Origin of the sequence: Paenibacillus senegalensis JC66, assembly GCF_000285515.1 — a bacterium.
In the GTDB taxonomy this organism is placed as follows: Bacteria; Bacillota; Bacilli; order Paenibacillales; family NBRC-103111; genus Paenibacillus_L; species Paenibacillus_L senegalensis.
The window spans coordinates 532,280-551,613 of the sequence record NZ_HE610959.1; the positions used below are offsets into that span (position 1 = coordinate 532,280).

Annotated in this window: 19 protein-coding genes and 1 riboswitch; of the genes, 2 read left to right on the forward strand and 17 right to left on the reverse strand. The window is 49.4% G+C overall.

Annotated features, from left to right (window positions below):
- Positions 1 to 603: 603 nt before the first annotated feature.
- From PSHG_RS14465 to PSHG_RS14520, 12 genes are all read right to left on the reverse strand, one after another.
- Positions 604 to 1,956, reverse strand: coding sequence for a pyrimidine-nucleoside phosphorylase (locus PSHG_RS14465; RefSeq protein WP_010273982.1), 1,353 nt, complete (start codon positions 1,954 to 1,956; stop codon positions 604 to 606).
- Between the two features lie 551 nt (positions 1,957 to 2,507).
- Positions 2,508 to 3,275, reverse strand: a complete 768-nt coding sequence (locus PSHG_RS14470) for a C40 family peptidase (protein WP_235782059.1) — start codon at positions 3,273 to 3,275, stop codon at positions 2,508 to 2,510.
- Positions 3,276 to 3,404: 129 nt separating this feature from the next.
- Positions 3,405 to 3,550: riboswitch (cyclic di-AMP (ydaO/yuaA leader) on the reverse strand.
- Between the two features lie 89 nt (positions 3,551 to 3,639).
- Positions 3,640 to 4,485 (reverse strand): purine-nucleoside phosphorylase, encoded by an 846-nt coding sequence (locus tag PSHG_RS14475; protein ID WP_010273986.1) that lies wholly within the window; start codon positions 4,483 to 4,485, stop codon positions 3,640 to 3,642.
- 27 nt (positions 4,486 to 4,512) lie between these two features.
- Positions 4,513 to 5,331: a purine-nucleoside phosphorylase gene (locus tag PSHG_RS14480; RefSeq protein ID WP_010273989.1), complete on the reverse strand. Its 819-nt coding sequence runs from the start codon at positions 5,329 to 5,331 to the stop codon at positions 4,513 to 4,515.
- Between the two features lie 107 nt (positions 5,332 to 5,438).
- Positions 5,439 to 6,608 carry a phosphopentomutase gene (locus tag PSHG_RS14485; protein ID WP_010273991.1) on the reverse strand — a complete coding sequence of 390 codons (1,170 nt, stop codon included), beginning with the start codon at positions 6,606 to 6,608 and terminating at the stop codon, positions 5,439 to 5,441.
- Positions 6,608 to 7,585, reverse strand: coding sequence for a tyrosine-type recombinase/integrase (locus PSHG_RS27705; protein WP_162137289.1), 978 nt, complete (start codon positions 7,583 to 7,585; stop codon positions 6,608 to 6,610). The genes PSHG_RS14485 and PSHG_RS27705 overlap by 1 nt, the downstream gene beginning before the upstream one ends.
- Before the next feature lie 252 nt (positions 7,586 to 7,837).
- Positions 7,838 to 8,071 carry a DUF4227 family protein gene (locus PSHG_RS14495; protein WP_010273994.1) on the reverse strand — a complete coding sequence of 78 codons (234 nt, stop codon included), beginning with the start codon at positions 8,069 to 8,071 and terminating at the stop codon, positions 7,838 to 7,840.
- A 141-nt stretch (positions 8,072 to 8,212) separates the two neighbouring features.
- A complete protein-coding gene (gene ald, locus PSHG_RS14500) occupies positions 8,213 to 9,328 on the reverse strand; it encodes an alanine dehydrogenase (protein WP_010273996.1) in 1,116 nt (371 codons plus the stop codon).
- Between the two features lie 166 nt (positions 9,329 to 9,494).
- On the reverse strand, positions 9,495 to 9,983 hold the full coding sequence (gene fur, locus PSHG_RS14505) for a ferric iron uptake transcriptional regulator (protein ID WP_010273999.1): 489 nt from the start codon (positions 9,981 to 9,983) through the stop codon (positions 9,495 to 9,497).
- Positions 9,984 to 10,201: 218 nt separating this feature from the next.
- On the reverse strand, positions 10,202 to 10,852 hold the full coding sequence (spoIIM, locus tag PSHG_RS14510; protein WP_010274001.1) for a stage II sporulation protein M: 651 nt from the start codon (positions 10,850 to 10,852) through the stop codon (positions 10,202 to 10,204).
- Positions 10,853 to 10,995: 143 nt separating this feature from the next.
- Positions 10,996 to 12,195, reverse strand: a complete 1,200-nt coding sequence (locus PSHG_RS14515; protein ID WP_010274004.1) for an endonuclease Q family protein — start codon at positions 12,193 to 12,195, stop codon at positions 10,996 to 10,998.
- Positions 12,196 to 12,199: 4 nt separating this feature from the next.
- On the reverse strand, positions 12,200 to 12,760 hold the full coding sequence (locus PSHG_RS14520) for an NUDIX hydrolase (RefSeq protein WP_010274006.1): 561 nt from the start codon (positions 12,758 to 12,760) through the stop codon (positions 12,200 to 12,202).
- A gap of 130 nt (positions 12,761 to 12,890) precedes the next feature.
- Here PSHG_RS14520 and mciZ point away from each other — a divergent pair, with 130 nt between their 5' ends.
- Positions 12,891 to 13,073 (forward strand): Z-ring formation inhibitor MciZ, encoded by a 183-nt coding sequence (gene mciZ / locus PSHG_RS14525; protein ID WP_010274008.1) that lies wholly within the window; start codon positions 12,891 to 12,893, stop codon positions 13,071 to 13,073.
- 32 nt (positions 13,074 to 13,105) lie between these two features.
- Here the strand turns inward: mciZ and wsfD are convergent, their stop codons facing one another.
- From wsfD to PSHG_RS14540, 3 genes are all read right to left on the reverse strand, one after another.
- Positions 13,106 to 14,707: a glycan biosynthesis hexose transferase WsfD gene (gene wsfD, locus PSHG_RS14530; RefSeq protein WP_010274010.1), complete on the reverse strand. Its 1,602-nt coding sequence runs from the start codon at positions 14,705 to 14,707 to the stop codon at positions 13,106 to 13,108.
- Between the two features lie 82 nt (positions 14,708 to 14,789).
- Positions 14,790 to 15,338 carry a GNAT family N-acetyltransferase gene (locus PSHG_RS14535; protein ID WP_010274011.1) on the reverse strand — a complete coding sequence of 183 codons (549 nt, stop codon included), beginning with the start codon at positions 15,336 to 15,338 and terminating at the stop codon, positions 14,790 to 14,792.
- A 202-nt stretch (positions 15,339 to 15,540) separates the two neighbouring features.
- The gene (locus PSHG_RS14540; RefSeq protein WP_010274012.1) at positions 15,541 to 16,683 is read right to left on the reverse strand and encodes a M20/M25/M40 family metallo-hydrolase; all 1,143 of its coding nucleotides are present in this window, start codon (positions 16,681 to 16,683) and stop codon (positions 15,541 to 15,543) included.
- Positions 16,684 to 16,833: 150 nt separating this feature from the next.
- On the opposite strand from PSHG_RS14540, the gene prli42 reads away from it, so the two are divergent.
- A complete protein-coding gene (gene prli42, locus PSHG_RS30565) occupies positions 16,834 to 16,932 on the forward strand; it encodes a stressosome-associated protein Prli42 (RefSeq protein WP_157213455.1) in 99 nt (32 codons plus the stop codon).
- Positions 16,933 to 16,940: 8 nt separating this feature from the next.
- Here prli42 and PSHG_RS14550 read toward each other — a convergent pair whose 3' ends face one another.
- Together PSHG_RS14550 and PSHG_RS14555 are read right to left on the reverse strand one after the other, a co-directional pair.
- Positions 16,941 to 18,314, reverse strand: coding sequence for a dihydrolipoamide acetyltransferase family protein (locus tag PSHG_RS14550; protein WP_010274014.1), 1,374 nt, complete (start codon positions 18,312 to 18,314; stop codon positions 16,941 to 16,943).
- A gap of 33 nt (positions 18,315 to 18,347) precedes the next feature.
- Positions 18,348 to 19,334 (reverse strand): alpha-ketoacid dehydrogenase subunit beta, encoded by a 987-nt coding sequence (locus PSHG_RS14555; RefSeq protein WP_010274015.1) that lies wholly within the window; start codon positions 19,332 to 19,334, stop codon positions 18,348 to 18,350.

The window sequence follows — 19,334 nt, forward strand, 5'->3', positions numbered from 1 at the left end:
GCAGGATCTTAATAGCTTAAAGACCTGCATTTGTACGGACTTAACTCTTAGACCCCGGTATTTGTACGATTTGTCATACAAATCTCGGGTAATCGTCCTTCAATCCCATGCTTTTGTACGACATTTCTGTGAAAATAAAACGCCCCACATGATGACCAATCTCGGGGAATCGGGGGTAATCGGCCTTAATCACATAACTTGCTGCGAAATTTCGTCTGAAACACTCGCTGCAGATGGCCGCAGGCCCTTAATAGCTTAAAGACCTTGCATTTGTACGATTTGTCATACAAATCTCGGGCAATCGCACTCCATCCCATGCTTTTGTACGATTTGTCATACAAATTTTGGGTAATTGCCCTTCAATCCCCTGTATTTGTACGACGTTTCATACAAATCTCCGGTATTCGCACTTTAACCCCATGCATTTGTACGACATTTCGTACAAAACGCAAGTTGCGGGCACGCCAACCCCGCCAGCTCGCGAACCCCGCTACCCCGCGTACCCGCCAACCTTGGCTATTTTCATGCTGGAGTTGTGCCAGAACTGGAGAAGACATGACTGTTTTTATATAGCTTCTTCTACTGTAGCCCTAAACCGTACCCCTAAGCTTCCCCTTCGTTCCGCGAATAAACTATACCATTTCTGGTAACGGTCGCATATACCAATGGCTTGGCAGCATTGGGACGCTCTGCAATGTGAAAGGCTTCCAGCACCCGGCTTCTGACTTCCTCTACCTCTTTCTGTGCTTTCTTATTGTAGTGAAGCTCAGCGAGCAGCTCTCCTTGCTGTACGGTTTCACCGCTTTTCTTATGGATGACGATGCCGGCTGCCAAATCGATAGAATCATCCTTGGTTGCCCTGCCCGCCCCCAGATGCATAGCCGCGAGTCCAAGCTCTTCCGCTGCGACTGAAGCCAGATAGCCTTCCTTTGGTGCGGCAACCGGTTCTACGTAATCGGCTGACGGAAGCAGGTCCGGCTGGTCGGCTGCCCGCGGGTCGCCTCCTTGCGCGGCAATCAATTCCCGCCATTTCGCTAAGGCTGAACCATCATCGATCAAGCTCTGCAGGCGGGGCACGGCTTCATCCACGGCTTGCGCTTTGCCTCCGAGCACGAGCATATGCGCCCCCAAGAGCAAAGAGAGCTTGTGCAGAGGTGAATCCCGCAGTTCTCCGCGAAGCACCTGCATAGCCTCTTTCACCTCAAGCGCATTGCCGATAGCGTGGCCTAAGGGCTCGTCCATATCTGTCACCACTGCAATGGTTTCCCGGCCGACCTCGCTGCCAATAGCGACCATCGACTGTGCCAGCTTCACTGAATCCTCCAGAGTCTTCATAAAAGCACCCTGGCCCGTCTTCACATCAAGCACTATAGCATCGGCTCCCGAAGCAATTTTTTTGCTCATGACTGAGCTTGCAATCAACGGAATGGAATTCACCGTGGCGGTTACATCCCTTAGGCTGTATAAATTTTTGTCAGCGGGCGCTATATTGCCTGTCTGTCCGATAACCGATACGCCTATGGCGTTAACTTGATTTATGAATTCATCCACCGAGCGCTCTATCCGATACCCGGGGATTGCTTCCAGCTTATCCAATGTGCCGCCGGTATGGCCCAAACCCCGCCCGGACATTTTAGCGACAGGCACTCCTGCCGCCGCCACTAGTGGAGCCAGGATGAGAGTCGTGGTGTCGGCAACTCCGCCAGTGCTATGCTTGTCGACCTTCCTGCCGTGAATTCGGCTTAAATCCATTTGCTCTCCCGATTCGGCCATGGCAAGCGTCAGCAAGGCCGTCTCCCGATCCGTCATTCCGCGGAAATAAACCGCCATCGCCCAGGCAGATAACTGATAATCCGGAATACTTCCGTCCGTTGCGCCTTGAATCAGGAAATTCAATTCCTTCTCGGTAAGCTCCTTACCGTCTCGCTTTTTAGCAATAATATCAACCGTTCTCAAGCCCGCCTTCCCCCTTCCGCGCAAATCTGCTTTTTACTGCGCTCAAGCTTTTTTTGCGATTATTGTACCATAAATTGCAGCATACCATCACATGCCCGCTATCAGACCAATATCGCAGCATTTACTACAGCAGCAGCTTGTATCTATCCCAGCGGAGTATTTAATCAATGACTCGCCTAAATCGGACAACTTGAAGCATGGCCGGGCAAAGAGCAGCATAAGATTTATAAACAGCAAACACTAAAAATTTTTTAAAGGCCTGTTTCATTTACCGGGCTTATGGGTTAAGACAAGTTATAGACAGAAAAACCAAGCGGGCCGCCGTTCAAGTGAAATCAACAACTGGTTTCCATTTTGCTTTTCGCTGCTTTTCGCTTTGATTTTCGCTGCTATTCGCTTTGCTTTTCGGCTTGCCCCGTTATCTTGGAAACTGTTCTACTTGATATAATTTCCTATAAAATAAAAAACCAAGCATGCAGCAGCATACCTGGTTTAATGATATTAGGCGTGAAAATGAAATTGTCTTCGTAAATTGTAACTATTCTGTAACTCTATAAGACTCGTTTTGCTCCAATATAGTAATTACCCCAGTAGTTATCGTTAATCTTGTCGATCTTAACTCCGTAAGAAGTAGTGGCAGAGATAAACTGATTATTTTCGATATAAATGCCTACATGAAATACTCTGCCATTATTGGCGAAGAATACAAGATCCCCTTTTTGCAGGTCGCTTACCGATTGACCTGACTCACTATACATTCCTGCTGAAGTTCTGGGCAGACTAACGCCATATTGGTTGAACACATAACTGGTGAAGCCCGAGCAATCGAACCCTTTAGGAGTTGACCCGCCGTAAACATAACGGGTGCCAATATACTCTTTGGCCGTGCTTATGATTTGATCCTGTACATCAGACTCAACAGATGCTTCCAGTACTTGCGGTTCAGGTTCCGGAACGTTATACCAGGCCGGAGCATGATATTGGCCGTCCAAGGAAATAATCGCAATCAAGTTTACATCATCCCACTGCATCATATATCCGAAAGTCTCAGAAATAAATCGCACAGGCGCATAAACTTGCCCTTCAATTTGCTGGATGCTGGAATCTAACAACACCGGATTCCCATTAACCATAATTTCTTCATTTCCTGGAACTAATTCGACCTTAACATCGTCATTAGATATGTAGATCTTTAATTCCTCGTTTACCAGTTCCCAATCGATACCTAAGCCAAGACGTTCTGCAACGGCTCTGACAGGAACCATTGTCGTACCGTTCTCATCAATAAAAGCACGATTACCCTCTGTGAATGTCAGCAATTCATCATTCACCTGGATTTTAACATCATAATCTGCAGCTGAAGCTTCAGACTGATTGGCGATAAACCAACCTGATACTAAAATAGCCGACGACAAAGCAATCTTATACGTAATCTTCTTGAAATTCAGTGTTACTTCCTCCTTATGCCTCCGAGGTTAGTTGACGGATTCGGGAAGAGGTATTCCCTAGTCTGCTAGTGTGATAGCAGTCATTCACCCCATAATAAATCCCCCGTAGCAGCCTTAAACCAGGCTGTATTCGGCATGCCAGAATATATTAATTTCATACATATCTATTAAATTACCACAAGTTTACTAGATATTCAAAACAAATTTTGTAAAATCGAAAAGCAAAAGAGGCGGATTAGCTCATCCGCCTCAATACTCTTCTAATCAATTCTGCAAATGCCGGCTTTGTCCGGTTGGCTACTTCCACGACTTGCTCATGGCTCAGTGCCTCCAGTTCTTCACCAATAGCCATATCTGTAATGCAGGAAATACCCGCAAGCTCCAGACCGCAATGGCGGGCAGCTATCGCTTCAGCTACGGTAGACATCCCGACAGCATCACCGCCAAGATTTGCAAGCATGGTCAGCTCAGAAGGTGTCATATAAGAGGGCCCGCTGATTCCGCAGTACACCCCCTCTTGAAGGGTCAACTGAAAGGTGGTCCCATCCAGTTCCTCAGCTGCATCTCTTATCAGATCGCGCAATCTTCGTGAATACGCTTCCGAAAGATCGGGAAATCGCGGTCCCACAGCTTCATCATTCGGACCAATCAAAGGATTGCTGCCCGTAAAATTAATGTGATCCTTAATCAGCATCAAATTACCCGGCTCGAAAGCGCGGTTCATACCTCCTGCCGCATTAGTCAGGATTAAGGTCTCGACACCCAGCTCCTTCATTATGTACACAGGAAATACCACCTGCTTCATGGAGTATCCTTCATAGTAATGGAATCTCCCTTGCATGACGATCACCGGATGCTCCTCAAGCTTCCCTATAGCCAAACGTCCCGCGTGTCCCTCCACAGTCGGTAGGGGAAAATGCGGGATCTCCACGTAATCCAAATATACAGCCTCTTCTACTTGCTCCGCCAAATCGCCCAGACCTGAACCGAGAACCAGCCCGGTTGCGGGTCTCATTCCGTCAATCCGGCTGCGGATATATTCTGCTGATTGCTTAATATGCTCCCAATAATGGCTTTCCATTACCTGTTCCTCCTTAATGTGAATGATCTATAATTGGGGGATAAGCTGCACCATATAACGAATAAAGGTATCCCGCTCTCTGACAGCGGTTTCCACAACCTCATCATGCGATAGCGGCTGCTCCAGCATCCCTGCAGCCATATTCGTAATACAAGAAATACCCAGTACCTGCATGCCCGCATGACGGGCTGCTATCACTTCCGGGACGGTAGACATTCCTGCCGCATCTCCGCCCAGCTTCCTCAGCATTTTCACTTCCGCCGGAGTTTCGTAGGTCGGTCCGGTCATACCAACGTACACACCCTCCTGAAGCTTCAAATTTTGTCCTGCTGCGACTTTTCGCGCGACCTGCAGCAATTTTTTGCTATAAGCCTCGGAAAGATCCGGAAACCGGGGGCCGATGCTGTCTTCGTTAGGACCAATAAGCGGATTGCGAAACATCAGATTGATATGATCCCGGATCAGCATGAAATCACCGGGCTTAAATCGCTCATTGATGCCGCCTGCCGCGTTAGTTACAACCATTTTATCTATGCCTAGAGCTTTCATGACTCGGATCGGATAAGCTACCGTTCCCTCACTATAGCCTTCATATAAATGAAACCTTCCTTTGAGTACGGCGACAGGCGTTCCATTCAGGTTCCCGACTACAAGAGCTCCTTCGTGCCCTTCCACCGTAGTCACAGGAAAATGCGGAATGTCTTCATACTTCAGATAAACCGATTGCTCAAGAGAATCAGCGAGAACTCCCAAGCCGGAGCCCAAAATAAGAGCAAGCCGGGGCTGAACGGATATTCTTGCACGAATCCATTGTGCTGTTTCTTGCAGTTTATGTTGGAGACTCATAAAATATGGATGCTCCCTTCAACTTTTATTTATAAATAACATATTTTTCTCAAGCGCCATGGCAAGGATTCGATTTTACGCCTGGATCCATTTATGTTTGAATCAATCTACTGTGGTAAAAAGCTGCTTCCCAGATCTGGCATACGAACATTAAAATTATGCGCAATGGTGGCCCCGACATCAGCAAAGGTATCCCGTATACCGAGCGATGAAGGACTCTTTAGGCGCGGGCTCCAAACCAGCAGAGGAACATACTCGCGGGTATGATCTGTTCCAGGGTGATACGGATCATTGCCGTGGTCAGCAGTTAAGATCAGCAAATCATGTTCCCCGATGCTCTCCTTCAGCGTCGGCAGTGCCTGATCGAATTCCTCCAAAGCTTTGGCGTAGCCTTGCGGGTCCCGGCGGTGGCCATACAAGGAATCGAAATCAACGAGGTTGGTGAACAGAAGACCGGTGAAATCTTCCTTTAGCCAGGCCAGAGTTTTCTCGATGCCGTCCTGGTTGCTTTTCGTGCTGATAGCACGGGTCACGCCTTCTCCGGAATAGATATCATTAATTTTGCCGACAGCCCAGCAATCATACCCCCCCTGCTGCAGCGAGTTCATCACCGTCAGCCCCGGAGGCTTGACTGCGTAATCATGCCGGTTGGCTGTACGCTGATAAGAGCCTTCCGTACCGGTGTAAGGTCTGGCAATTATGCGGCCTACCACATAGGGTTCATGCAGAGTAAGCTCCCTGGCGATTTCACAGGCGCGGTACAGCTCATCCAGAGGAATTACATCTTCATGCGCCGCAATCTGGAAGACGCTATCCGCCGATGTATACACAATCCAGGCACCGGTCTTTTGCTGCTCACTTCCCAGCTGCTTAATGATCTCCGTCCCTGAGGCTGCTATGTTGCCGATAACGGGACGTCCGGTCCGCCTCGAAAACTCCTGCAGGAGAGGCTTGGGAAAACCATCGGGATAGGTCTGAAAAGGTGTTGTGATTTTCAGCCCCATGATCTCCCAATGGCCGGTCATAGTATCTTTTCCTGCGGAAACCTCAGCCATTTTTCCATAATAAGCCTGCGGACTAGAAACAGGCTCCATGCCTTTCAGCGGGGCAATGTTGCCAAGGCCCAGCTGCTGCAAATGCGGCAGCTGGACGCCGGTTCTCTCTATTAGATGACCAAGTGTATGGGCACCCTTGTCTCCGAATGCATCAGCATCCGGCAGCTCGCCGATGCCTACGCTATCCAATACGATGAGACAAATACGTTTGTATGCGGTCATTACATTTCCTCCTTAGTCATTTCTGTTCTGGGCTTAGCGGAAGACGCCAAGTTCAATCCCGACCGCGGATGTGCGCGCTCATAGACCTCTTTTAAGCGATATTCCTTCAAGTGGGGCATATACTTCTGTATAAAATGGGTATCCGAATGGCCCAGAAGCTCCTGCAGCGATCGTGGATCGGCGCCATTGTCCAGCATATGTACGGTAAAGGAATGGCGGATCGTATGCGGAGACAGCAGGCTCTCTGCAATTCCTGCCTGACGGGCGTACCCTTTCAGCAGCTTCCAGAAGCCCTGCCTGCTGAGCCGGGCCCCCCGGCTGTTCAAAAAAAGACTATCGACTGGCCGCTCACTAGCAGTTGCGAGCTTCGGGCGACTGCTGGCGAGGTATCTTTGTACCGCTTCAACCGCAATAGGTCCCAGCGGAACGATCCGCTCCTTCAGTGAAGCGTCCGTAAGCCGGACAAAGCCCATGTCCAATTGGACATGCTCCAGAAGAAGCCCCAGCATTTCACTTACGCGCGCCCCCGTTGCGTATAACATCTCCAGCATCGCCAGGTCTCTTATCCCCAGAGTGGTCATGGGATCAGGCGCCTGCAGAAGAGCTTCCATCTCTTCTGTGCGTAAAATGAGTGGCGGAGAATCCGAGGAAGACGTTGGTACCAGCTGTTCATCTGCCGCCAGATGTCTGGACACTTGACCGCGCCGCCATAAAAATTTATAAAAAGCCCGCAGAGAAACCATGGAACGGGTCATCGTCTTCGGAGCTTTACCAAGTCGCTTCATCTCCTGCCAGTAGGCTTGCAGATGCCGGTTCTCAACCTGGCCCCATGCGGTAATTCCTCTATCGAGCAAGTAATTAAGATGCTGCCGGATATCACGCTCGTAGCAATCCTGACTTAATGCAGACAAGGAGCCATCTTCCCTCATCTGTTCTACATATTGCTCCACCAAACTGTGCATTGTATAGTTCGTCACCTTAATCATCCTTTTGGCTGCAGGCTTGTCTCTCCAAGAGCTTAGATCAAGCTCTCTTAATCGACGGGCAGAAGACCGCCTCCAATGGTTACCTCTATTGTATAGGTTATCCTCTTATCTTGCCAACACAGCAATACAAAAACTGGAGCCTGAACGAAAAGGAGCTTTTTATACGGCACCTTAAAAGTCAACACCCAAGAATGCTGTAAGATCAACATTCTTGGGTGTTTCATTTTGACATCACAGCTCTTACTATCCGCCGTACCAGTAAAAGATTCGCAGACGGTCGATGAAGGTTCGCTCCGGCTCGGCCAGATGCTCCGCCTGGAATACCTTGACTGCCCGTCCGGTCGGCTCGCGGTAGCGATAAGCAGGTTCCATCCATTCTGTAATCAGACTGATGAGATGGTACATGGCGTAAGTGAGAACAACAAAGATCAGGACAAAGCGTGTCCGCTGAATCCATTTTTGCACATAAACGATCATGGGGATTCCTCCAACATCCAAGTGTTATACCACTTTATGTTCTTGTCCCCCTGCTTATGTCGATCATTTTGCGCAAGATCAGTTTTACATCTGCACTTTCACCGGGAGACTTCTTGGAAAGGAGGGCGCCCGTGTCCCGCCCTACATCCATTGATCCAGCGAAGCATAATTCAATCCGACCGCTTCGGCAACCGCCGGGTGAGTGACATGCCCGCGATAACAGTTTACGCCCGGTCTTAGCTCTGGCGTTTGGTTAACTGCCCTTTCCACTCCTAGCTGGGCGATTTTCATTGCATAGGGAAGGGTCGAATTGGTCAGCGCCAGCGTAGACGTCCGGGGCACGGCTCCCGGTATGTTCGCCACAGCATAATGCACCACACCATATTTCAGATAGGTCGGATCACTGTGGGTGGTGGCGCGGTCTATCGTCTCAATGCTTCCGCCTTGATCTACGGCGACATCCACAATGACTGCACCGGGCTTCATCGTCTTGACCATCTCTTCTGTTACGAGCTTAGGAGCTTTCGCTCCGGGAATTAATACGGCCCCGATCAGCAGATCCGCTTTTTGTACCGCGTAAGCAATGTTGAACGTGTTGGACATCAAGGTTCGAATTCGCCCGCCGAATACATCATCCAAATACCTCATCCGCTCCGTGCTTCGCTCTACGACCACTACGTTAGCCCCGAGACCCAGCGCCATTTTGGCCGCATTCGTCCCCACAATACCCCCGCCGATAATAATAACATCCGCTGGCGGAACTCCGGGAACACCTCCAAGCAAAATGCCTCTGCCGCCGTAAAATCTCTCCAGAAATTGAGCGCCTACCTGCACGGACATTCTACCGGCAACTTCGCTCATTGGGGTTAGAAGAGGCAGGCTGCCGTTAGGAAGCTGTATCGTTTCATAAGCGATCGCCGTCATTTCGCTTTCAACGAGACGCTGTGCCAATTCGCGGGCGGCCGCTAGATGCAGATAAGTAAACAGAATCAGATTTTTGCGAAAATAGCCGTATTCCGACGCAAGCGGCTCCTTCACCTTCATGATCATCTCCGCCCGCTCCCACACTTCTGCCGCCTGCTCGACAATAATTGCACCAGCCTGCTCATATTCCTGATTTTGAAAACCGCTGCCGATGCCGGCATTTTGCTGTACGATTACTTGATGGCCATCGCGGACAAGCTGCTCCGCTCCGGCCGGTGTCAGTGCGACCCGGTATTCTTTGTCCTTCACTTCCTGAGGCACTCCAATAATCATTATTCATCCTCCTCAGCTTTTTTGCATGAGTCATTTTGCCCCTGTCTTTGACAGCACATCAACCTTCTTAGTCTTTCAATTCAACCCCTTTTCTATGTCATATTTTCTTCATTCAAAACTTAGAGTTTATAAAAGTAAAAAGCACTCTGTCGGGTGGCAGTCCACCTTATGAGTGCTTAGCTTTCGTATGTTGTCCAGCTTGGGCAAGCTGATGCTCCTTCTCTATGCAGCGCCGGCATATCCCTTGAAAATCCAAGCGGTGATCCAGCACCTTAAAGTTAAACTCCTGCTCCAGTCTTTCCTCCAGCGGGCCGAGCCAGTCCTCCATAATTTCGTCGACCGTACCGCAATGCACGCAAATTAGATGATGATGGTGATGATGCGAGCTGTCGCTTCGCAGATCATAACGGGCCACACCGTCTCCAAAATTCATCTTCTCCAAAACATGCAGCTCATTCAGCAATTCCAGCGTTCGGTAGACGGTAGCCAATCCGATCTCTGGAAATTTATCTTTAACCAGCATGAACACATCTTCTGCGCTCAAGTGGTCTTGTTCATGCTCCAATAATACTCGGACAGTCGCTTCTCTCTGGGGGGTCAGTTTATAACCTTGCGACTGCAGCTGTTGCTTGATCTTTTCAATACGCGATTCCATTTGCCTCCCCCTTACCATTCACCCATCAAGCGGGTCAGGAATCCGAAGCGGATCACACAGATTCCCGGGCTTCCTCTCGGAATGATTTGCTTTACTAGTACGACTGAAAAACGATGCGAACAGTAACCTATTCTCATTATAGGGGGAGTTCCGAGGCAAAGTCAAACCTTTTGCATCCAGGCATTCCTTTCACTCTCATTTCTCAGGCTTACCTTGCTTTAGCTCAACGGAAAGGCTGTGACGATAGCTACAAGATGAGGAGTAACCCACTGCATCATAGTCGGCACAAAAAATGCTTCGAATAAAGAAACAAGTGTAACAATCAGAGCCAACAGGAAATTGGTCGTGCTATAAGCTATAAATTGCGAATAGAGCTTTCCTTTTCTTTGAGCCAGCCGGTTCTTAACTAGAGAAAACGAAAAAGCCAAGGCTAGCACGCTGGCCGTTATGATGACCGGTATAAGGATGATGTTGCGAGGCGCAATCGATGTAAGCCCGAAAAACATCCCTTTCCAGGAAAATTCCTCGACTAAAAACGCAAAGCTGAAGCCAATCAGCACTCCCTTTAAAAAATCAAGGGCGAGAATTACCGGCAGGCCTATTACGGAAATCCCCAGCACCCAAATAATAACAAGCCATTTCAAATTTAAAGATAGCGTCTGCGGGAACGACTGTTTGCCTGGCATTAATTCTCCCTGATCGACTACGTGAAAATAATTTCCCATATGTCTGGCCAGCTCCTGTTTTTGTTCTAGAGTTAGGGCACTGACCATCATCACGCCAAAAATGACGCCCGTCACAAATAGCATGGATACAAAAACATACAAAGAGAGATGGTCCTTCAAATGTGTTCGTATATTGCTTGGCATCGCGACTTCCTCCTCTTGTCCCATTAATAGAATCATATGAGAGAAAGAGAGAAAGTATACACGCCAACCAGGGAGTTATTTGTGAAATTGGAAACAGCTTTCAGCCGGATGGTGCCGCAGCAATCTTGAAGCGTCTGCCAGTATTAATGCCGCCGAACCTTGCCGTAATGCCCGCCGCCTCCTGCTTCTATACCCAGCTGACCAGATCTGGCTTCACTGAGATAACGGGCTTTTTCCTCCCCTATACGGGCGATCAGTTCCTCCTCGGGCACATGATGAAGGATATTCATTTCCGTGCCGAAGTGAGCAAGCAGATCCTCCAGCGTCCGCCGGCCGATACCCGGAATAAATTCCAGAGGCACTTGATAGTAATAGGGCGGCCGTTTGGGAGGCGATTCACCCGGCGGGCGGTCCGCCAGCTCCTCAATACGGTTCATGACCCCTCGGATCAGCTTTTTGCTGCCGCATTCAGGACACTGATGGAATGTTGTCTTATTCGCCTGGGCAGCCGGATGCTGTGAAATATCCATCGTGCTGCCGCAGGAATTGCAGAAGCTGCGATGATATTTTCCGAGATAGGGATTAAGCCCATAGTTCGCTATAATCGCTCGCCCTGCTTCACCTTTCAATGCTTTTACACATTCCGAGAAGCTGGGTTCGGCAACCTTCAGCCTATTGTATTCCCGTCCGATTTTGGCTAGGGAATGGGCGTCTGAATTGGTCACAAAGGCAATGGTATCCAGCTCCGTAAGCATGGATGCCATCCGGGTGTCCGAGCTCAATCCAAGCTCGCCGGCAATGACTCCATCAAGATCAAGCAAATGACTCAGCTTGTCCGTGCAACTGCCGTATACACTTTTGTGAGGCGTAAACATATGTGCCGGAATCAGGATACCGCCCCGTGCAAGCACCTCCTGCTGCAGGGTTCTGGCAGGCACGTAGATTCGCTGCGAACTGAGATGAATATTGCTCATATGGGGCTTCATCCATTCGGTAAAGCTCTTCATCTCAGCCAAGGTGGGCAGATATACAAGCAAATGGGCAGGTCCCATTCCCTGGTCCTTCACTTCAATTTCCGTACCGAGCAGTACAGTCGTATTCCGGTAACGGATTCCCCCGCCCGGCAGCTCCGTCATCTCGCCTGCTTCCAGGTACCGCTCAATATCCTCCTGCACACCAGGGGAATGACAATCAATAATTCCTATTAATTCGATTCCTTTGCGTTCCGAAGCCTCACGGGCAATCTCGTGAAAGGTGAGATTTCTTGATCCGGATATTTTCACCGCCCGGCCGCTATTGGTGCGTCCTATATGAATATGCAAATCCGCAAAAATATTCAACATAGCTCTACCATTCTCCAGTTAGCTGATAGAGCTGCCAGGCATAGATCGCCGTTATCGTCTTCGCATCGCTAATCCGCTGCTGCCTGATGCAGGTTTTGGCTTCTTCCAGCGTTATCAGCTCCACCTGCAAAAATTCATCCTCGTCCGGACTTGCCGTCCCCGGCTGCAAATCTTCCGCCCAGTATAGATGCAACAGCTCGTCGGCGAAACCCGGCGAAGTATAAAATGAGTGGATATGCTTGAGAGATCCGCAGCGGTAGCCCGTTTCTTCCTCAAGCTCCCGCCTGGCTGTCAGCTCCGGCTGCTCTCCAGGCTCGAGCTTGCCTGCCGGAATTTCCAGCTGCATCTTGTTCAAAGGCTTACGATACTGATCGACTACAAGTAGCTTGCCGTCAATGACAGCAAGCACGCAAACCGCACCCGGGTGGCGCACGATTTCCCGGGAGGCGGTCTGACCATTAGGCAGGCGAACGGTGTCCACCTGCAAAGAGATCACTTGACCTTGAAAAATAGGCTTTGTAGCTATCGTAACTTCTTCAAATTCAGTTGGTTTATAGGATGTCATAGAATTCCCCTCGATTCCAAGAAAAATAAATAGATGCTCGTGACAGGTATAACTTGTCCCCACTCTCCATACCTTGTAAGTATACATGATTTCACCAGGTCTGATTACAAGAAGAAAGTGGGGGCTACCTATGAAAGCATATCGCACCAAGGGGCAGCTGAAGCTAGTTGGCAAAGCGTGGGAGGTCCGGACCTATCTTCAGCGTGAAGTTAAGCATAATCAACAAGGCAATATTACGCTGAATGATTGGCTGTCTCCTTCATCACCTATTAATGGACAGGCCCGTTCGCTATCGAGTCGGTTTAAATCCTAAACGACACTAGCTGCCGCCATAACACCTGAAGCTCAGGCAGAATTAAGCAGCTTGTTGATTCTTTTTCTCCGCTCCACCAGAGTATGGACGATCCAGGCAGCGACGGCAACCGTCATCATATCCCACGTTACATTGAACATAAATAAATGCTTTTCCAGATCAGCCAGCCCGTCTCCGATAACAGGGACAACGAGTTGAATCAAGCCGATGATGGCCACGCCCATAATCATTTCAAGCGCAAGACGCCGGGCACGGCTGCGTTTTTTTACATACTCGCTAATCCAGATAAGACCAAATACAAGGTAAGAGACTATGATTAAGGCCATCGACTTCGGAAGCAGATGAAGCTTTGCCTTGCTGTATAAAGTAAAGGCATGAGAGAGAGCGCCCGGAGACTGGCCCTCTTCTTTTTCATAATTGCCCATATACGTTGGTTTGATCGTAAATGCGTGTTCGGCAGCGATCGATAGAATATTCCAGAAGCGCTGCGGATGCTTCAAGTAAAACAAAGCAACTTTGGAATGGCTGATATGCTCGCGAAGCTCTGCCTCAAATTCAGGGTCTTTAATATCTAGCGGCATGTCGGGCACAAAATAATTATAGCCGGCAAGCACGGCCCAATCCGGATTTAAACCAAGCTCCCGCAAGTCTTCCTCCGGAGTTTCAGATGTTTTTAAAATCCCGTAAAATACCGTTTGAAATTGATTAATCACTTTGATATCTTTATTAATCGCCGTGTAGGCAGCAACTGAGGTGAGCACAAGCAGCGCCGACCCGGTAACCACCGCTGCCTTCCATAGCTTTGCCGGGCTTAATCCCCATAATCTAATACCGATTAATAGCAGGATCAGCACTACCGGCGCGTTCTGCACCTTGGCCCCGACTACAAATATGCCTGCCAGGTAAAACCCTGCCAGCAGCCACCATTGAGTGCGTTCACTGCGCTTTGCCTTCGCCCGCTCTGTACGCTGCTCTGTGCGGGTGCTTTTTCTTGAATTCCGTACCTGCCCGCCTTCATCCGAACGCTGCCCCTCCTCAAATTGCGAACCGGAGTGCTGTTCCTCCCGCTGCAACTCTTGTACGCTGCGCTGATGAACCTGCCTGGATATGGCCATGGCAAAGCCCATGAGAAGTAACAGAAACACCAAGGATACCGGCTCGCCGAACAATGAATTGAAATAAGCGGCATAACCGGCATCTGCAAAGACCACTATCAGCATAATCGCCAGCGTCCAGCGTACTGCCCGATATTGTGCCGGTACCGAACGGATAATACAATAAAAAGCAGCGGAAAGCAGAAGCATGTACAGCAATGCTAAAAATCTGATATCAAGCCAACCTGGAGTAAACAATTGGCTAATCCAGGTCGCAAGCTTGACCAATATAACCTGCGAAGAAAGATAGGTTGGGATCGCTGTCCAGATTTCACCGGTAATCGGAAAGCGGCTGATGAAATAGTTAAAGTATTTTTCCTCGCGATCGTCAGTGGCATAGGACAGAGAGGCCGATGTCATGATCCTTTCGAAATCTCCGTTATTAGCCATCCCGATCAGTGGCTTGAACAGCAAAATAACGCTAAGAATCAACAGTGAGGCAAGCACCGCAACATATTCAGGTCTCAAATATTTGTTCATCCAAGATTCCCCTTATTATTCGAATGCTTCATGGGCCTGCTTTACTCGTGTTGTCCCTGCTTCTCTATTCGTAACAGCCCGATTATCCAGGAAAAATTGCTTCAAATTCTTCCCTGGTCATGCCGTAGCACAGCAAATCGTGATATTGGCCGCTGGTGTATACCATTCTCCTTAATGCGCCTTCTTTAGTAAATCCAAGCTTGGCATGCAGCCGGATTCCCCTGTCATTAAACGAGTATACCTTTGCATTTACTTTCTGATACCTGAGTTCGAAAAAATAAAAGACAAGCACCAGTTTAATCATTTCTACTGCATAGCCTTTGCCCCAACGCTCTCTGTGCAGAGCGATACCATAGGAGAATGTGCCGGCACGGGGGTCGCAATCATAAGTAAAGATTAGGCCAATGCGCGTTCCCTCCCGATTCTCCGCTATCCATTGGTAAGCATGATCATTTCTCGTTTCCTCATGCTCAATCTGCCGTCGAACGGTTTCTTTGGAATGAGGAAAATCTATTTGTTGAATATGCTGGGTAACCTCGTCATCCTGGATAAAACGGTGAAACCAATCCGCATCCTCAGGCTCCATTGCCCGCAATCTAATCGTATGTCCCTGCCATATGCTGTACTGCATGTTTTGTTTCTCCTCCTGCCTCTAAAAAACGTTACGCTTATGCTCGATGTAAAACAGCTCCAGAAATCAAGTTTCCCGGAGCTGCATAAGATTCGGCGCCAGTAGCCATGGACCCGCTGCCGCGCGGCTATGTGCGTGCGGTAAGTGCTTATGTCATTAGACGCCTGGAATCAGGCTCCCCAGCTCTGGCGGCAGAAGCTGCCTAGCTATTTGCCGCAACCTCCACGATAATCGCCACTACCAGTTCAGTTAGGGAAACCAGCTCCGCTACAGGCATTTGCTCGCTGGTGGTATGAATATTTTCATAGCCTACGGCAAGATTAACCGTCGGGATCCCCATCCCGTTAAAAATGTTGGCATCACTGCCGCCACCTGTATGAAAAAGCTCCGGTTCTTTGCCGATTTTGCGGATGGCTTTGCCGGCAAGTTCAACGACAGGAGCCGATTCATCATACTTATAGGATGGATAAATTATCTCGCTCTCAAATTGGACGGCAGCGCCCATCTCCTGAGCAGCGGCTTCTGAGGCTTGCCTCATCGCATCAATTTGCTTGTCAAGCTTATCCTGCACCAAGCTTCTGGCTTCTGCCTCCAGCTTCACTTGGTCACAGACAATATTCGTCTGGCCTGTTCCCATAAAGCTGCCGATGTTGGCTGTTGTCTCAGGATCGATACGTCCCAGCGGCATTTTGGAAACGGCCTTGCTGGCAACGGTAATTGCACTGATGCCATCCTCGGGGTTCACCCCGGCATGGGCGGAACGGCCGGTGAACACGATTTCGATTTTGGCTTGCGATGGCGCGGCCACAGCAATCTTCCCTACATGGCCATTCGAATCAAGCGCATAGCCGAATTCAGCCTTCATCAGCTGCGGATTCATCGCGGTGGCACCCTTCAACCCGGATTCCTCTCCTGCTGTTATGATGAATTGGATAGGGCCATGGGCGATGTCCTGTTCACGCAATACCTTAATCGCTTCCAGCATCGCCGCAATCCCGGCCTTGTCATCACTGCCAAGAATGGTTGTGCCGTCACTGCGGATTTTTCCATCCTCATCCAGCTGCGGCTTGATACCGTTGCCCGGGGCCACTGTGTCCATGTGGGAGGTGAAAAAAATCGTTGGTACCTTGGACGGCCCGGAGGCTTGTCCCGAAGCCGGCAAATAGCAAATAAGGTTGCCCGACCCGTGACCGGAACGGACAGCGGAATCATCCTCCTCCACCTCCAAACCGAGAGAGGAGAATTTTTCCTTAAGCACGCGGCAGATCTCCGCCTCGTATTTGGACTCGCTGTCTATTTGAACCAGCTCCATAAACTCTTCAATTAATCGGTTTTGTTGGATCATGAGCCTTTCCTCCGTCGTGTTTAATAAGGTACAATGGTTGTATATCTATTGTACAGGCTGCCCTTTTCCTGCGTTTCTATTACCGCCTAGGCAGCGGAATGAATAACGCTTGGGCTTCCCCTTGATTATATGGTAAGAGGAGTTGAGAACATGCCCAAAAACAAGTGGTGGTTCAAGCTGGTTATCTATCTTATGCTTATCAGCATGCTGCTAACCAGTTTAATGTTTGGCATCAGTTACATTTTCTAATTTATAAATCAGTAAATCTGACTGTCTTCCGTATAGCTTTCCAGATTTTCTTTAACACGTTGAAGGAATCTGCCACAGATAACTCCGTCTAGAATCCGGTGATCCAAAGACAGACAAAGATTAACCATGGAGCGTACCGCGATCATATCCTGAATAACAACAGGCTTTTTCACAATAGACTCAAAGGTCAGAATAGCCGCCTGCGGATAATTAATAATCGGATAAGATAAGATAGAGCCGAAAGAACCGGTATTGTTGACACTGAAGGTTCCTCCTTGCAGGTCGTCCAAGCTGAGCTTTCCGGCTCTTGCTTTTTTGGTGATGCTGTCGATTTCCCTGGCTAAACCGGCTATGTTTTTCTGGTCCGCATTTTTAATAACGGGAGCGATAACCATATCCTCGGTGCCAACCATCAACGACAGATTAATGTCTCGCTTAACTATAATTTTGTCTACCGCCCAGACGGAGTTCATGATCGGATAGTCTCGGATGGCACTCACTACAGCACGCAGCAAAAAGGCCAGATAAGTGAGATTGATTCCTTCCTTGCGCTTGAATTCTTCCTTCCACTTGTTGCGCAAAACGACCAGGTTAGTCACATCAACCTCAATCATCGTCCAGGCATGCGGGATTTCCGACACGCTCTGGCGGGTGCGGCTCGCTATAGTGTTGCGGATCGGGCTTACATCAATGAAGTGATCCCCCGCATTTTTCTGTTCCTGCTCTTCCATCTTGACCCACGAAATAGGCGGATCCTGGGACAAATGCAGTCCGCTGGAACGTACTGGAGGCAGTCCGGATGCTCTTTCGTCTGCGGCCTTATCCTTCGTCTCCATTTTGTCAGCGGACGAGGCTTGGGCTGGGGATCCGGGTGACTGGGCAAGCTTATTTATGTCTGCGGTTCTGCTTCCGGCAAAGGCAAGGACATCCTTGCGCGTTATCCGCCCGCCAAGTCCGCTTCCCTGTACTTGCTGCAAATCAATGCTGTGCTCAGCGGCCAGCTTAAGGACAGCTGGAGAATATCTTCCGCGCATCTCCTGGCCCGGCTGGGCATTCCCTTCTTCATTATGGGCTGCGCCGGAAGGCGTTTCCTGGCTTGCCGAAGGCATTTCCGCATTGGCCTCTTCAGAAGCGCGAATCACACAGAGGACCTGTCCAACCTCCGCCGTTTCTCCCTCGTGAACCTTAATTTCGCTAATAACCCCTTCCACTGTGGAAGGCATCTCCACATTGACCTTATCGGTCAGCAGCTCACACAAAACATCATATTGCTGAATGTAATCTCCAGGCTGCTTCAGCCACTTGCCTACAGTCGCGGAAACAAGCGTCTCCGCCAGTTGGGGGACAGTAACTTCCACTTCGCGTCCTTTGGTTTGTGTCATATAGGACCTCCTAGCTTAAGCCCTGCTATTAGCTCATAGCAAGGCTAACTGTTTCATTGCGCTTTTCAGCTTATCAGTGTTTAACAAAAATTCCTTTTCCATCACCGGATTCATGCCCACCGCGGGCACATCCGGACCGCATAAACGCATAATCGGTGCATCCAGGTCGAAAAACAGCTCCTCCGAAATGATTGCGGATACCTCTGCACCGACGCCTCCGGATTTATTATCCTCATGGACGATCAGCACTTTTCCAGTTTTAGCCGCGGCTTTCAGAATAGCTTCTTTATCCAGAGGCTGCAGCGTCCGCAGGTCGAGCACATGAGCCTCGATCCCGTCTTCCTCCGACAATTCCTTGGCAGCATTCAAGGCATAATGAACCGTTACTCCGTAAGTTATAACGGTGAGGTCTTCACCGTCGCGCTTCACTTCCGCCTTTCCGATTGGCACAATAAAATCGTCCTCAGGCACTTCACCGCTGATCATCAAATAACATTTCTTATGTTCAAAAAAGAGGACAGGATCACGGTCGCGAACCGCTGCCTTCAGCAGTCCCTTGGCATCGTATGGAGTGGAGGGCGCAACAAGCTTCAGTCCTGGAGTACCAAAAAACACCGACTCCGGACATTGCGAATGATACAGACCGCCACCTCCCGTAGCTCCGTAAGGAGCACGGATAACAACCGGACAATCCCAGTCTCCGTTGGAACGGTAATGGATTCTGGCTGCTTCGCTAATAATCTGGTTCGTGGCGGGAAAGATAAAATCAGCAAACTGCATCTCCGCTATCGGCCTCATTCCATACATCGCCGCTCCGATGGCAACTCCGGCGATCGCCGATTCGGCAAGCGGGGTGTCAAGTACCCGCTCCTCGCCAAACAAATCATACAAATGCTTCGTTGCGTTGTTCACTCCGCCCTTTTTTCCAACATCCTCGCCGAGCACGAACACATTCTCGTCTCTCTCCATTTCCTCCTGCATCGCCGAACGAATCGCTTCCAAATAAGTAATGACGGCCAT